Here is a 12639-nt window from a genome sequence, read left to right as displayed (position 1 = left end):
GCGCTGTTGCACCGTGCGTGCCAATCCGGCAACAGTGACGAGCGCACGGTAGGTGCTGTGCACTGCGCACAGTTTTTATAGCGAAAGAGGGGGCAAGCACAGCAATGAATGGTCGCAGTGCCCAGTCGGGCACGAAAGCGGTGCAGCAGTGATACAAAGTGTATCAGTCAAACAGCGTCTGGGTCGTGTCGCCGCGATGGAAGGCAAAGGCGGCCTCCAGATCACTTTCGATGGTGCGCCCACGGGACAGCGGCGGTAGTGCATCAAGGCGGAAAAAGCCCACATCAGTGGTTTCGAATCCGGCCATCGGTGCCGACTGATCCAGCGATTCACACAGGAAGTACAGCTTGTAGAAGTCCCGCACATCCGGTCGATACAAGCCTTTGGCCTTGTGCGTCACGCTGTACAGCGCCCTGGCGGTTACCGTAAGCCCCGCTTCCTCGCGAATCTCTTTGACGATGTTTTCGGCTGCCGACAAGCCGATATCCGCATACCCACCCGGCAACGCCCAGCAACCATCGGTCAACTCCCGCACCAACAAAATCCGGTCGCCTTCGATAACCGCACCGCGCACGTCAATCATTGGCGTCGAATAACGCTGGGCAAAATCTGTGACCAGTCCGCAGATACGTTCCAACGGGACATTGCCCAATTGCGCCAGCATGCTGTGGGCAATCTCGGCAATTTCTTCCAGGCGCTCGCGCTCGAAATCATCAGTGCAAAAGTGCAGCCCCGTGGACGCCAGCGCCTGTAAGCGTTTGGCTTGGGCCAGCCAAATGTTTTCCATGGGTTACTCCTGGAGATGCTTGGTCATGTATATGCGCCGCAGGCCGTGTTCCTCGGCGCGATGGGTTTCAACATAGCCGCGGCGATGGTAGAGCGCGATGTTCTCGGTCATGGCTTCATTGGTATAAAGGCGGACCACAGCGAAACCTGCGTCGATCGCCTGCTGTTCGGCAAAGTCCAACAGCAACCGCCCGAAACCCAGGCCCTGTGCCTCAGGGGCGACGGCCAGGTTATCCAGCAACAGCGCGCCGTCGGCCTCCAGCAGGACAATAAAGCCCTGGACTCGCCGTGCGTTTTCCAGCACGTGCACGCCGCCGGCTTCCACCCGTTGGCGATAATCCTCGAGCATCGGCCCGGGTTTACGGCCGATTCGTGCGATATACGGCGAGTAAGCTGCCTGGACGATGGCCTCGATGGCTACAACATCATGGACAGTGGCGGGGCGCATCATAGCCGCGTGCTCCTAGTGGCAGCGTAGCCACGACTGTAAGGGGGGCAGGCACAAAAAAACCACCGCGTGGGTGGTTTTTTCATATCGCAGGCTTACTCGCCGTGATAAATGCAGCCGCTGGTGCAGGTCTCGTGGATGCGAATCGCACTGAGCTCAGGCAGCAAGGGTTTCAGCTCATTCCAGATCCACCTGGCGAGCACTTCGCTGGTCGGGTTTTCCAGGCCTGGGATGTCATTCAGGTAGTTGTGGTCGAGGCGTTCGTAGAGCGGCTTGAAAATCGCCTTGATCTCCGAGAAGTCGCGAATCCAGCCGGTATGGGGATCCAGGTCGCCGCTCAGGTGGATCGCCACCTTGAACGAATGCCCATGCAGGCGCCCGCATTTATGGCCTTCCGGTACGTGGGGCAGGCGGTGGGCGGATTCGAATGTAAATTCCTTGAAGATTTCCACAGTGTTTTCAGCTCGGTCGATGTCTGGCAGGCGGCGAGTTTAACAGCTTGATCCCTTGTCGCGCATACCGCTTGGTCATAGCGCCAGTAAGTGCTCGCCCAATTTTCCGTTATCCGCCAGCTCAAGAAACTCATCCCCCAACCGCCGGCTTTCGCTCATCGCGGTCTGCCAATATGTGTTGCGGCTCGGATCGTCGCCCATAAAGCGCTTGAAGTCGCTGCGGTCCGGCAGTTTGCCGTGGGGCAGGCGGGCGAGGTAGTCCTTGGACGGCGCCAGAAGCAATACATCCTGCAAACCCTGCGGATTGGCGCGCCGCCACGGCAGGCCTTTGTCGAACCAGCCGGGAATGACCCGGTCAGTAAAGTGCGGGTACAGCACAATGTCATCGCCGTGATAAGGCAGGTCGAGGTGGTAGTCGAGCAGGCCGCCGTCGCGGTAGGTGCCGGCGCCCGCGCCGGGCAGGTCGCGTACGCCTTGCATCACCATGGGGATCGAGCCCGACGCCAGCAGCGCCTGGCGCAGGTTGCCCACTTCCAGGTCGAGGAAGCGTGACGGAAAATCCTTCAAAGGATGCACCGGCGGCGCCTGGCGCGGGTCGTGGATGATCAGCCGTTCGAAGTGCCGCGACAGCCGTGCGCGGCCACGCAAATTATCGGCAATCACCGACGACAAGCCCAGCCCGAGGCGCCCACGGTGATCATCGGCAAGCAGGCCGTGGCTCTTGACCACCATGATGTTGAGGCGATAGTGGGGTGTTTCCAACACCTGCGCATCGCGGCCGGCCAGCAGGTCGTCGAGCATGCGCTGGCAGCTCTGGCTGACTGTGGCCATGCTCACGCCTTTGGCAAAGCGTTGTTCGTTATACAGGCGCCCGAGGTCCAGCAGACCTTGCACCGGGTCCGGCAGGCACGCACTGGCAAACCGCCAGGAGCCGATGGACGCGCCGATCAGCGCGCGTTCCCGTGGTGCACGCGGCAACCAATCGCCAAACAGCGCCAGGTCCAGGCCTTGGATACCCAGCGCCTTGGGGCCGCCGGCCGCGCCAGGCAGGATGCCGACGTCGGCAGGCGCCAGGCCCTGTTCGCGAATGCGCGCGAATGCGCGTTTACCGGCTTTTAGGGTCAGGGCTGGAAACTTGATGTGAATCGCTGTCATACCGGTCTCTGTGGAAGTGAGCAGGGTTGTATAGAAAATCTCGCACAAATAATTGGGGAAGGGGGATGTCGGAAATTGCCATGATGGCAATTCAGTTTCAATTAAGTTGCTACAGGTACGGTGGCCGACGCAGGAAAAATCTTGAAACGGAGACTCCCCATGAAGCGCCTTACAGGGCTGGTCGCCGCCGGTATCATCGCCTTCACGGCGATCCAGGCCCAAGCCGTGGACCCCGACAAACCACTGAAAGTGCCAGCCACTGTTACAATTATCGCCTTTGATCAGTTGGAAGCCACGGCCCTGGCCTTGCACCCGGGTTCAACACTGCTGGATACCGACCTGGACGAGGAGTACGGCAAGTATCTTTACCAAGTTGAACTGGAGGATACCGACGGCATCGAGTGGGAGGTTGAATTGGACGCGCTCACCGGGCAGGTTCTCAAGAATCATCAGGAAACGTAATGAAGGTAAATTTATACGCCGGCAGTCGAATGGCGTTGCTGCTCCTGGTTTTTTGCTCAAGCCTGGCGGCCCGCGATCTTGATCAGGACGAGGCCTTGGTCCTGCGCCAGAACGGCGTGATCCTGTCGCTGGAGCAGTTGCTGGACCAGGCCATGGCGCGTCATCCGGGGTCGCGTCTGCTGGAGGCCGAACTTGAGAAAAAGCACGGTAAATATGCCTATGAAGTGGAACTGGTCACCGCCGACGGCGTGGTGCGTGAGATCAAGTTGGATGCATCCACGGGTGCGCTGATCAAAGACGAGGAAGACTGATGCGCCTGCTTTTGGTGGAAGACAACGTACCTCTGGCCGATGAACTGTTGGCCGGCTTGCAACGCCAGGGCTATGCCGTCGATTGGCTGGCTGATGGCCGCGATGCGGTGTACCAGGGACGCAGCGAACCCTATGACCTGATCATCCTCGACCTTGGCCTGCCCGGTTTGCCTGGGCTTGAAGTACTGGCGCAATGGCGGGCCGCCGCGCTGGCCATCCCGGTACTGATTCTCACGGCGCGTGACTCCTGGGCCGAGCGCATCGAAGGGCTCAAGGCTGGCGCCGACGATTACCTGAGTAAACCGTTCCATCCCGAGGAACTGCACCTGCGCATCCAGGCGCTGCTGCGCCGCTCCCATGGGCAGGCCAATCAGCCCACCCTGCAAGCGGCTGGCCTGCACTTGGATGAAGGGCGTCAGTGCGTGCTGCGCGATGGTGCAGAGATCCAGCTGACCGCCGCCGAATTCCGCCTGTTGCGCTACTTCATGCTGCATCCCGAGCAAATCCTGTCGAAAAGCCACTTGGCCGAGCATTTGTATGATGGCGAAACCGAGCGCGACTCCAATGTGCTGGAAGTCCACGTTAACCACCTACGCCGCAAGTTGGGGCGCAGCGTGATCGAAACCCGGCGCGGCCAGGGTTACCGGTTTGGCGCCAGCGCCGAATGAGGTCGATCCAGCGGCGCCTGAGCCTGGGCCTGGTCAGCGTGATGGTGATTGTCGGCGTTGCGTTGGCGCAAACCAGTCTTTGGTTGTTTGAAACGGGCTTGCAGCGCTACCTGGAAGCGGGTCTGCGCAACGACAGTGAGAGCCTGCTGGTGGCGCTGGTACGCGGCCCAGATGGCTTGCAACTGCATGAGAAACGCTTGTCGCCAGCGTACCAACGACCGTTTTCCGGGCACTATTTCCGCATTGATTTCGCCGATACGCACTGGCGCTCCCGCTCGCTGTGGGACCAGGAGCTGCCGCAACTGTCCGAGGCCGGCCTCAAGGGCAACCTGCAACTGGGGCCGGAAGGTCAGCAACTGTTGGTGTTGCGCGAGGACTACAAACGCTTCGGGCAGTCGATTTCCATCAGCGTGGCCCAGGACTACACGCCGGTGCGGGAAAGCTTTCGCCTGATGCGTCAGATCGGTCTGGTGCTGGGGCTGGCGGCGCTGCTGCTGGTGTTGGTCCTGCAACGGCTCACCGTGCGCCGCGCCTTGAGGCCCTTGGAAACCGCACGTAACCAGATTGCTCAACTGCAACAGGGCCAGCGTTCGCAACTCGACACCCAGGTGCCGCTGGAGCTGGAGCCGCTGGTGGCGCAGATCAACCACTTGCTGGCCCACACCGAAGACAGCCTCAAGCGTTCGCGCAATGCCTTGGGCAACCTCGGACACGCCCTCAAGACCCCGCTGGCGGTACTCTTGAGCGCGGCGTCAAGCGAAGCGCTGAAGGATCACCCTGAACTGAGCAAGCTGCTGCGTGATCACTTGGAACACGTGCAGCAACGCCTCAACCGTGAACTCAACCGTGCGCGCCTGGCCGGTGAAACCTTGCCGGGAGCGTTGTTCGACTGTGACAAAGAATTGCCGGGCCTGCTCGCCACCTTGAACATGATCCACGGTGAGCACCTGGACCTGAGCTATCACGCCGCGCCCGGGCTGCAACTGCCCTGGGACCGTGAAGACCTGCTGGAGCTGCTGGGCAATCTGTTGGATAACGCCTGCAAATGGGCGGATGCCGAGGTGCGCCTGGCCGTCACAGAGACTGTGCACAGCTACGTGCTGGCGGTGGAGGACGACGGTCCCGGTATACCCGAAACCCTGCGCGATCAAGTCTTCAGCCGCGGCGCACGGCTGGATGAACAGATTGATGGGCATGGCCTGGGGTTGGGCATCGTGCGGGATATCGTCGAGGTGTGGGGCGGGGTGTTGCAGTTGCAGGAAAGTGCGTTGGGCGGTTTGAAAGTACTGATTGAGTTGCCCAAGCGTTAGTCCTGACACACCACAATCAAAATGTGGGAGCGGCGGTGCGACGATTCGACTTGCTCGCGAATGCAGTGTGTCAGTCTCTGAATATGTCGACTGATGTACCGGATTCGCGAGCAAGCCCCACATTGGATCTATTACACCGTCAGACCCGGAACTGATCCATCAACCCCTGCTGCTGATTCGCCAGGCTATTCAACGCCTGGCTCACCCGCGCCGATTCATTCGCCTGTTCCGACAGCGATTCGGTCACATCGCGAATCGTCGCCACATTGCTGTTGATTTCCTCGGCCACCGCGCTTTGCTCTTCGGCAGCGCTGGCGATTTGCAGGTTCATGTCGCTGATCACCGTGACGGCCTCGCCGATCTGGCGAAGGGCGGTCACCGCCTCGCCAACTTGTTCGACGCTGCCCTGGGCCTGGCGATAGCTGTTGTCCATGGCGCTGACGACCTCTTCTGTGCCGCCTTGCAACTGCTCGATGACGAGGCGGGTTTCCTCGACGGACTCCTGGGTGCGCCGCGCCAGGTTGCGCACTTCATCAGCCACCACCGCAAAGCCACGTCCAGCCTCACCGGCGCGGGCCGCTTCGATGGCGGCGTTGAGCGCCAACAGGTTAGTCTGTTCGGCAATACCACGAATCACTTCCAGCACCGAACCGATTTTTTCGCTATTGGCAGCCAAGCCTTCGACCTGGTTCATGGCCGTGCTCATATCCGCCGCCAACTCCCCGATATTGCGGGTCGTGCGGTCGATTACTGTGAGGCCGTCGCGGGTCGCCTGGTCGGCATCGCGTGCAGCTTGAGCCGCCTGCGCAGCGCTGCGTGCCACATCCTGGGCGGTGGCGCTCATTTCGTGGGAAGCAGTGGCCACTTGGTCGACCTGACGATACTGCTGTTCCATGCCGGCGCTGGTTTGCGTGGCAATTGCGGCGGACTGGTCGGCGGTGCCACGGGCGTCCTGCACCGAACGCTTCACCTCGGCGATGATCGGTTGCAGCTTGTCCAGGAAACGGTTGAACCAGCCGGCCAGTTGGCCCAACTCGTCCTGCTTGTCGTAGGCCAGGCGTCGGGTCAGGTCGCCTTCGCCGCTGGCAATGTCTTCGAGCATCTGCGCTACGCCGAGGATCGGCCGGGTCACGCTGCGTGCCATCAGCCACACCAGGATCAGGCCGACCACTGCCGCCAGCAGGCCCAGGCCCAGTTCAAGCAGGGTGCCGCGCGTGTTGTCGGCGTCCAGTTGCGCCTTGAGCGCTTCGGCCGGGCCTACCAGGACTTTCTCCGGCACATCCAGCAACACGCCCCACGGCTTGCCATCCGGGATCGGCGCGAACGGCGCCAGCACCTTGAGTTGGTGGTCGCTACGCAGGCTGCGGATGTGGGTGCTGCCAGACAGTGCGCTGATCAATTGTGCGCCGTTGGCGCTGTCGACCTGGTCCAGGCGCTGACTGAGCTTGCTGGCGTCCTGGCTGTGGCCGGCGAGCAAACCTGTAGGGCTGAGGATGCTGACGTGGGTCTGGCCGTCATACAGCTTGTGGCTGGCCTGTTGGCTCACGGCCTGCAGGCTGTTGAGGTTGATGTCGACCGATAACGAGGCGATGACTTTGCCATTGACCATCAACGGAAAAACGATGCTGGTCATCAGCACGTTTTGCCCGTCGATCACATAAAAGTAGGGTTCGATCACGCACGGCTTGAGGGTGGTGCGCGGGCAGGTGAACCAGGCGTTGGCCTTTTCACCGCTGGGGCCGACGCTGGCGTCGGACATGTCGCTTTCCGGCAAGGCCATTGAGGTCAGCTTGCCGGGTGTCGGCTGCGACCAGTACAGGGCGAAGCGGCCTTTGTCGTTACTGCCCAGTTCGGCTTGGCCTGCGAACAACTCATCCTTGCCATCCAGGGCATTGGCTTCGAACACCAGGGACAAACCGAGCAAGTCCGGGTTGGCCTGCAACGCGGCCTTGACCTGGCGGGTCAGGTCTTCGCGGGTGTCGAAGGCGTCGAGAAAGCGTTTTTCCGCCTGTTCGCGCAAGAACAGCACCTGACGAGAAAAACCATGGCCGTACTGATAGGCGTCCATGAACTGCTGCCGAATACCCAGCGCCTGCACTTCGCCTTGGGCTTCGATGCGCGCCTGGGCGGCTTCATCCAGCATCTGCATGCTGGACGCCTTGACCTGCTGCGAACTCTGCTCCATGCGATACAGCGACAGACCCACCAGCAGGGTCACGATTCCCAGCAGGCACAGGCCGGCGAGCAGGGTGATTTTCCATTGAATGGAGAGCTGCCTAAGCGACATCGGTACATCCTTACCTGAAAACACATGAGCCCGGTTATCGGCCGAGTTCAAATTTTCTTAATTCAAACGATCAATTTAAACCTGAAAGCGGCGCCGCTTTTTGACATGCGCGCCCACCTGCGGCAAAGTGCGCGCCCTCTAATAAGACCTCCTTCAAGCCTGTACGTCGGCTGCCGCCCGATGGCCGCCCGGGCGCAGGCATGCCTGTTGTTTACGTTTTTTGCTTGAGGTAACCATGATTAACGCAGTTATTGCCGCGGTCGGCACCATGCTGGTGCTCAGCCTGTCCCGCGTGCATGTGGTCATCGCCATCATCGTTGGCGCACTGGTGGGCGGCCTTACCGGTGGGCTGGGCATCGACGCCACGCTCACGGCCTTCAATGGCGGTTTGGGCGGTGGTGCCACCGTGGCTTTGTCCTACGCCTTGCTCGGCGCTTTCGCGGTGGCGATTGCCAAGTCTGGCCTGGCTCATGCCCTGGCCGACAAGGCGCTGCTGCGGGTGGACCGCCAGGAAGCCAGCGGTGGCAGTCACGTCAAATGGCTATTGATCGGCCTGCTGTGGGGGGTGGCGATTGCCTCGCAGAACATCCTGCCGATCCACATTGCGTTTATCCCGTTGCTGGTGCCGCCGCTGTTGTATGTGCTGACCAAGCTGCAACTGGACCGCCGCCTGATCGCCTGCGTGATGACCTTCGGCCTGATCACGCCCTACATGTTCCTGCCGGTGGGCTTTGGCAATATCTTCCTCAACCAGATCCTGCTGGCCAACGTGGCCAAGAGCGGCGTGGACATCAGCCAGGTCAGCGTCACCCACGCCATGAGCTTGCCGGCCCTGGGCATGGTGGTCGGCCTGCTGGTGGCAGTGTTTATCAGCTACCGCAAAAAGCGTGTGTACAACCTGGAAAAAATCGAGCGCGTCGAGCAGGTGGCGGTGCAGTACAACCCGTTGACCCTGCTGGTGGCCGGGGTGGCGATTGCTTCGGCGTTCATCATTCAATTGTGGCTGGACTCGATGATCATCGGCGCGCTGGCCGGGTTCCTGATCTTCTCGGTGTCGGGCATCGTGCGCTGGCGCGATACCGATGACCTGTTCACCGAAGGCATGAAGATGATGGCGATGATCGGCTTCATCATGATTGCCGCGTCGGGGTTTGCCGAAGTGCTCAAAGCCACCGGCGATGTGCGCTCGCTGGTGGAGACGTCGGCGGCGTTCATCGGCCATAGCCGTGGCGTGGGGGCATTGCTGATGTTGCTGGTCGGGCTGCTGGTGACCATGGGCATCGGTTCGTCGTTCTCCACCGTGCCGATCCTGGCCGCGATCTTTGTGCCGCTGTGTGTGCAACTGGGCTTCAGCCCGGTCGCCATCGTGTGCATCGTCGGCACGGCGGGTGCCTTGGGTGACGCCGGCTCACCGGCTTCTGACTCCACCCTCGGCCCGACCTCCGGCCTGAATATCGACGGCCAGCACCACCATATCTGGGACACTGTGGTGCCGACGTTCCTGCACTACAACCTGCCATTGCTGGCGTTTGGCTGGCTGGCGGCGATGATCCTCTGACGGCCCGCTACAGAATCCGCGCAATTGGCCGATAGCCTCTCAAGTCGTGACTAATAAGAGAGAAAAGCCATGCGTCTGAGCCTCAAGGCCAAAGTTCTGTCCCTCGCCGTAGTGCCGGTGTTGCTGTTTGCGGTGGTCATCAGCCTGACCACCGTGTGGATCCTGCAAGGACAGGCGCGCAACGAGGTGGATGAAACCCGCCAGCGCCTGCTCAACGAAGCCAAGGCTACCCTGCAAAGTTATGTAGAAGTGGCCATGAGCACCGTCAAGCCGCTCTACGACGCCGCCGCCCCCGGCGATACCGCCGCGCGCGCAGAGGTGGTCAAGTTGCTGTCCAACACCAGCTACGGCAAGGACGGCTACTTCTTCGGCTATGACTCCGAGACCATCCGCCTGTTCAAGGGCAACAGCCCAGACGGCGTGGGCAAGAGCTTCAAGGACAACCGCGACCCCAACGGCGTCTACGTCAACCGCGACCTGGTCAAGGTCGGCAAGGACGGCACCCACTACCTGCAATACAGCTCGACCCAACCGGGGCAGACCGAACTCGTGCCCAAAATGGGCTACACCGAATACCTGCCTAAATGGGACATGGTCATCGGTACCTCCGTCAACTTGGACGGCATCGAAGCCCAGGTCGCGGTGGTCGAGGCCAAGGTGCAGAAACGCATGGAAGGCGTGTTGCTGAGCATCCTCGGCGTGGCCGTGGTGGTGCTGCTGGTGATCGCTGCCGTCGGCATGGTGCTGGCCAATACCATCCTGCGTCCGCTGACCTTGATGAAAGCCAACCTCGACGATATCGCTGCCGGCGAAGGCGACTTGACCCGCCGCCTGGCCATCACCAGCCAGGACGAGCTGGGCGATCTTGCCGGCGCGTTCAACCGCTTTGTCGACAAGATCCACGGCCTGGTGCGCCAGATTACCGAGATGACCACCCAACTCACTGGCCTGGTCAGCCAGGTCTCCGACCAGGCCCAGCGCTCCGAACAGGCCATGGAGCGCCAGCGCCACGAGACCGACCAGGTGGCGACTGCGATCAACCAGATGTCGTCCGCTGCGCAAGAAGTGGCGCGCAGTGCCCAGGGCGCCTCGGTGGCTGCCCAGCAAACCGACGCCGAAGGCCAGGCCGCCAAGCGCGTGGTGGACGGCAGCATCGCGCAGATCCATGCGCTGGTGAATGACATCCGTAGCAGCGGTGTGTCCCTCGACAGCTTGCAGCAAGACGTGTCCTCTATCGTCAGTGTCCTCAGCGTGATCCGCTCCATCGCCGAACAGACCAACCTGCTGGCGCTCAACGCGGCGATCGAAGCGGCGCGGGCAGGGGAGGCCGGGCGTGGTTTTGCCGTGGTCGCCGATGAAGTGCGTGCCCTGGCCAGCCGCACCCAGACCAGCACCCAGGAAATCCAGGGCATGATCGATCGTCTGCAAAAAGGCACCGAAGCCGCCGTGGAGGCCATGCGCCGTTCCAGCGATGCCGGGGATGGCACCTCGGCCCAGGCCAACGAAGCTGGCGCGTCGCTGGACACCATTGCCCAGTTGATCGGCACCATCAATTCGATGAACGCCCAGATCGCCAGCGCCGCCGAAGAGCAGACCGCGGTCGCCGAAGAGATCAACCGCAGCGTGCATCAGATTGCCGTGGCGGTGGACAGCGTGGCCGACGAGACCCAGCTGGGCGCGCAGACCTCACGTAGCCTGGCGGAGCTGGGTCAACGGTTGGGGCAATTGGTCGGTCAGTTCAGGATCTGAAGCCGCCATAGCAAGCTGAAACCACCCATGCTCGGCGGTGTTAAGAAGCGATCCAGCGGCTACAAGACATCACGCATCAGCAAGCCAAAGCGCACATCCATCTCCGCCGGGACCGGTACATACACCGTGTGCCCATCTCCCGGCGCGACCTCGACAGCCTCGCCCCGGCTGTTGTGCATCCTCTCCAGATCAAAGTGAAAATTGCCGGCCGGTGTCATTAATTCCAGGTGATTGCCCACCGCAAAGCGGTTCTTCACCTTGACCTCGGCCAACTCGCCCCGACGCTCGCCGGTCAGCTCTCCGACGAATTGCTGACGCTGCGACACCGAGCTGCCGCTCTGGTAGTTCTGGTACTCATCGTGCACATGGCGGCGCAGGAAACCCTCGGTGTAGCCGCGCTGGGCCAGGGATTCGAGGTCGGTCATCAGGCTGCGGTCGAAGGCGCGACCGGCCACCGCATCATCGATTGCGCGGCGATACACCTGTGTGGTGCGCGCGCAGTAGAAATGGGATTTGGTGCGGCCTTCGATCTTCAGCGAATGCACGCCCATGTGCGTCAGGCGCTCCACGTGCTGCACCGCGCGCAGGTCCTTGGCGTTCATGATGTAGGTGCCGTGCTCGTCTTCAAAGGCGGGCATTTGCTCATCGGGGCGGTTGGCCTCTTGCAGCAGGAACACCTGGTCGGTCGGTGTGCCAATGCCCAGGGTCGGTTCCGGTTGAAACACCTGGACGATATCGCCCGTGGCGTTTTCCACTGCTGGCGTGGCCTGGTATTTCCAGCGGCACGCGTTGGTGCAGGAGCCCTGGTTAGCATCACGCTTGTTCATATAACCCGAGAGCAGGCAGCGTCCGGAATAGGCCATGCACAAGGCACCGTGCACGAACACTTCCAGTTCCATGGCCGGTACTTGCTGGCGGATCTCGCCGATCTCTTCCAGGGACAGTTCCCGCGACAGGATCACCCGGCAGATCCCTTGCTGCTGCCAGAACTCCACGCTGGCCCAGTTCACGGTGTTGGCCTGCACAGACAGATGGATCGGCATCGACGGGAAGTGCCGGCGCACCAGCATGATCAACCCGGGGTCGGACATGATCAGCGCATCCGGGTCCATGGCGATCACCGGGGCCAGGTCCTTGAGGAAGGTCTTCAACTTGGCGTTGTGCGGCGCGATGTTCACCACCACATAGAAACGTTTGCCCAGCGCGTGGGCTTCCTTGATGCCGAGGGCCAGGTTGGCGTGGTCGAACTCGTTGTTGCGCACTCGCAGGCTGTAGCGCGGCTGGCCGGCGTAGACCGCATCGGCGCCGTAGGCGAAGGCGTAGCGCATGTTTTTCAGGGTGCCGGCAGGGGCGAGCAGTTCGGGGGCGAGGATGGGAGGCATGGGCACGGGTCGCAAAAGGTCGCGAAGGTATCCGAGCGGCCACGACGGTTTATTGATCCAGGTCGTTGTTT

At 61.5% G+C, this 12639-nt stretch carries 13 protein-coding genes and 1 pseudogene; 8 read left to right on the top strand and 6 right to left on the bottom strand.

Annotated elements, in window-relative coordinates; all coding sequences use genetic code 11:
- Nucleotides 1–163: 163 nt before the first annotated feature.
- From AACY08_RS08190 to AACY08_RS08175, 4 genes are all read right to left on the bottom strand, one after another.
- Complete coding sequence (locus tag AACY08_RS08190) at nt 164–787, bottom strand: NUDIX hydrolase (protein ID WP_339468967.1); 624 nt, start codon at nt 785–787, stop codon at nt 164–166.
- 3 nt (nt 788–790) lie between these two features.
- On the bottom strand, nt 791–1237 hold the full coding sequence (locus tag AACY08_RS08185; protein WP_339468966.1) for a GNAT family N-acetyltransferase: 447 nt from the start codon (nt 1235–1237) through the stop codon (nt 791–793).
- A 92-nt stretch (nt 1238–1329) separates the two neighbouring features.
- Nucleotides 1330–1686: a 6-carboxytetrahydropterin synthase QueD gene (gene queD / locus AACY08_RS08180; RefSeq protein WP_339468964.1), complete on the bottom strand. Its 357-nt coding sequence runs from the start codon at nt 1684–1686 to the stop codon at nt 1330–1332.
- A gap of 75 nt (nt 1687–1761) precedes the next feature.
- A complete protein-coding gene (locus AACY08_RS08175; RefSeq protein WP_339468962.1) occupies nt 1762–2841 on the bottom strand; it encodes a patatin-like phospholipase family protein in 1080 nt (359 codons plus the stop codon).
- Between the two features lie 159 nt (nt 2842–3000).
- Here AACY08_RS08175 and AACY08_RS08170 point away from each other — a divergent pair, with 159 nt between their 5' ends.
- From AACY08_RS08170 to AACY08_RS08155, 4 genes are read left to right on the top strand one after another with little or no spacing between them, the layout of a single operon-like run.
- Complete coding sequence (locus tag AACY08_RS08170) at nt 3001–3303, top strand: PepSY domain-containing protein (protein WP_065874640.1); 303 nt, start codon at nt 3001–3003, stop codon at nt 3301–3303.
- Nucleotides 3303–3614: a PepSY domain-containing protein gene (locus tag AACY08_RS08165; RefSeq protein ID WP_339468960.1), complete on the top strand. Its 312-nt coding sequence runs from the start codon at nt 3303–3305 to the stop codon at nt 3612–3614. Before AACY08_RS08170 ends, AACY08_RS08165 begins: the two co-directional genes overlap by 1 nt.
- On the top strand, nt 3614–4282 hold the full coding sequence (locus AACY08_RS08160) for a response regulator transcription factor (RefSeq protein WP_049709086.1): 669 nt from the start codon (nt 3614–3616) through the stop codon (nt 4280–4282). Before AACY08_RS08165 ends, AACY08_RS08160 begins: the two co-directional genes overlap by 1 nt.
- Entirely contained in the window at nt 4279–5592 is a 1314-nt protein-coding gene (locus tag AACY08_RS08155) for a sensor histidine kinase (RefSeq protein ID WP_339468959.1), read from the top strand. The genes AACY08_RS08160 and AACY08_RS08155 overlap by 4 nt, the downstream gene beginning before the upstream one ends.
- 139 nt (nt 5593–5731) lie before the next feature.
- Here AACY08_RS08155 and AACY08_RS08150 read toward each other — a convergent pair whose 3' ends face one another.
- On the bottom strand, nt 5732–7879 hold the full coding sequence (locus AACY08_RS08150) for a methyl-accepting chemotaxis protein (RefSeq protein ID WP_339468958.1): 2148 nt from the start codon (nt 7877–7879) through the stop codon (nt 5732–5734).
- Nucleotides 7880–7903: 24 nt separating this feature from the next.
- Here AACY08_RS08150 and AACY08_RS08145 point away from each other — a divergent pair, with 24 nt between their 5' ends.
- The 4 genes and pseudogenes from AACY08_RS08145 to AACY08_RS30405 all read left to right on the top strand — a co-directional run bounded on the left by AACY08_RS08145 (nt 7904) and on the right by AACY08_RS30405 (nt 11186).
- Nucleotides 7904–8107, top strand: a complete 204-nt coding sequence (locus tag AACY08_RS08145; RefSeq protein ID WP_339468957.1) for a hypothetical protein — start codon at nt 7904–7906, stop codon at nt 8105–8107.
- A gap of 10 nt (nt 8108–8117) precedes the next feature.
- Nucleotides 8118–9437, top strand: coding sequence for a Na+/H+ antiporter family protein (locus tag AACY08_RS08140; protein ID WP_339469034.1), 1320 nt, complete (start codon nt 8118–8120; stop codon nt 9435–9437).
- 69 nt (nt 9438–9506) lie between these two features.
- A pseudogene (locus AACY08_RS30410) lies at nt 9507–10328 on the top strand (cache domain-containing protein); the annotation flags it as partial.
- Between the two features lie 36 nt (nt 10329–10364).
- Nucleotides 10365–11186 carry a methyl-accepting chemotaxis protein gene (locus AACY08_RS30405; RefSeq protein ID WP_445261119.1) on the top strand — a complete coding sequence of 274 codons (822 nt, stop codon included), beginning with the start codon at nt 10365–10367 and terminating at the stop codon, nt 11184–11186.
- Nucleotides 11187–11245: 59 nt separating this feature from the next.
- On the opposite strand, the gene trhP is transcribed toward AACY08_RS30405, so the two are convergent.
- Complete coding sequence (trhP, locus tag AACY08_RS08130) at nt 11246–12568, bottom strand: prephenate-dependent tRNA uridine(34) hydroxylase TrhP (RefSeq protein WP_339468955.1); 1323 nt, start codon at nt 12566–12568, stop codon at nt 11246–11248.
- Between the last annotated feature and the right edge of the window lie 71 nt (nt 12569–12639).

This window comes from Pseudomonas sp. EL_65y_Pfl1_R83 (genome assembly GCF_963970695.1).
GTDB lineage: Bacteria > Pseudomonadota > Gammaproteobacteria > Pseudomonadales > Pseudomonadaceae > Aquipseudomonas > Aquipseudomonas tritici.
This window is presented reverse-complemented; position numbering and strand designations above follow the sequence as displayed.

Coding starts and splice junctions, on each gene's coding strand:
- AACY08_RS08190 (WP_339468967.1), bottom strand. CDS start 787: ATGGAAAACATTTGGCTGGCCCAAGCCAAACGCTTACAGGCGCTGGCG.
- AACY08_RS08185 (WP_339468966.1), bottom strand. CDS start 1,237: ATGATGCGCCCCGCCACTGTCCATGATGTTGTAGCCATCGAGGCCATC.
- AACY08_RS08175 (WP_339468962.1), bottom strand. CDS start 2,841: ATGACAGCGATTCACATCAAGTTTCCAGCCCTGACCCTAAAAGCCGGT.
- AACY08_RS08170 (WP_065874640.1), top strand. CDS start 3,001: ATGAAGCGCCTTACAGGGCTGGTCGCCGCCGGTATCATCGCCTTCACG.
- AACY08_RS08165 (WP_339468960.1), top strand. CDS start 3,303: ATGAAGGTAAATTTATACGCCGGCAGTCGAATGGCGTTGCTGCTCCTG.
- AACY08_RS08160 (WP_049709086.1), top strand. CDS start 3,614: ATGCGCCTGCTTTTGGTGGAAGACAACGTACCTCTGGCCGATGAACTG.
- AACY08_RS08155 (WP_339468959.1), top strand. CDS start 4,279: ATGAGGTCGATCCAGCGGCGCCTGAGCCTGGGCCTGGTCAGCGTGATG.
- AACY08_RS08150 (WP_339468958.1), bottom strand. CDS start 7,879: ATGTCGCTTAGGCAGCTCTCCATTCAATGGAAAATCACCCTGCTCGCC.
- AACY08_RS08145 (WP_339468957.1), top strand. CDS start 7,904: ATGAGCCCGGTTATCGGCCGAGTTCAAATTTTCTTAATTCAAACGATC.
- AACY08_RS30405 (WP_445261119.1), top strand. CDS start 10,365: ATGACCACCCAACTCACTGGCCTGGTCAGCCAGGTCTCCGACCAGGCC.
- trhP (WP_339468955.1), bottom strand. CDS start 12,568: ATGCCTCCCATCCTCGCCCCCGAACTGCTCGCCCCTGCCGGCACCCTG.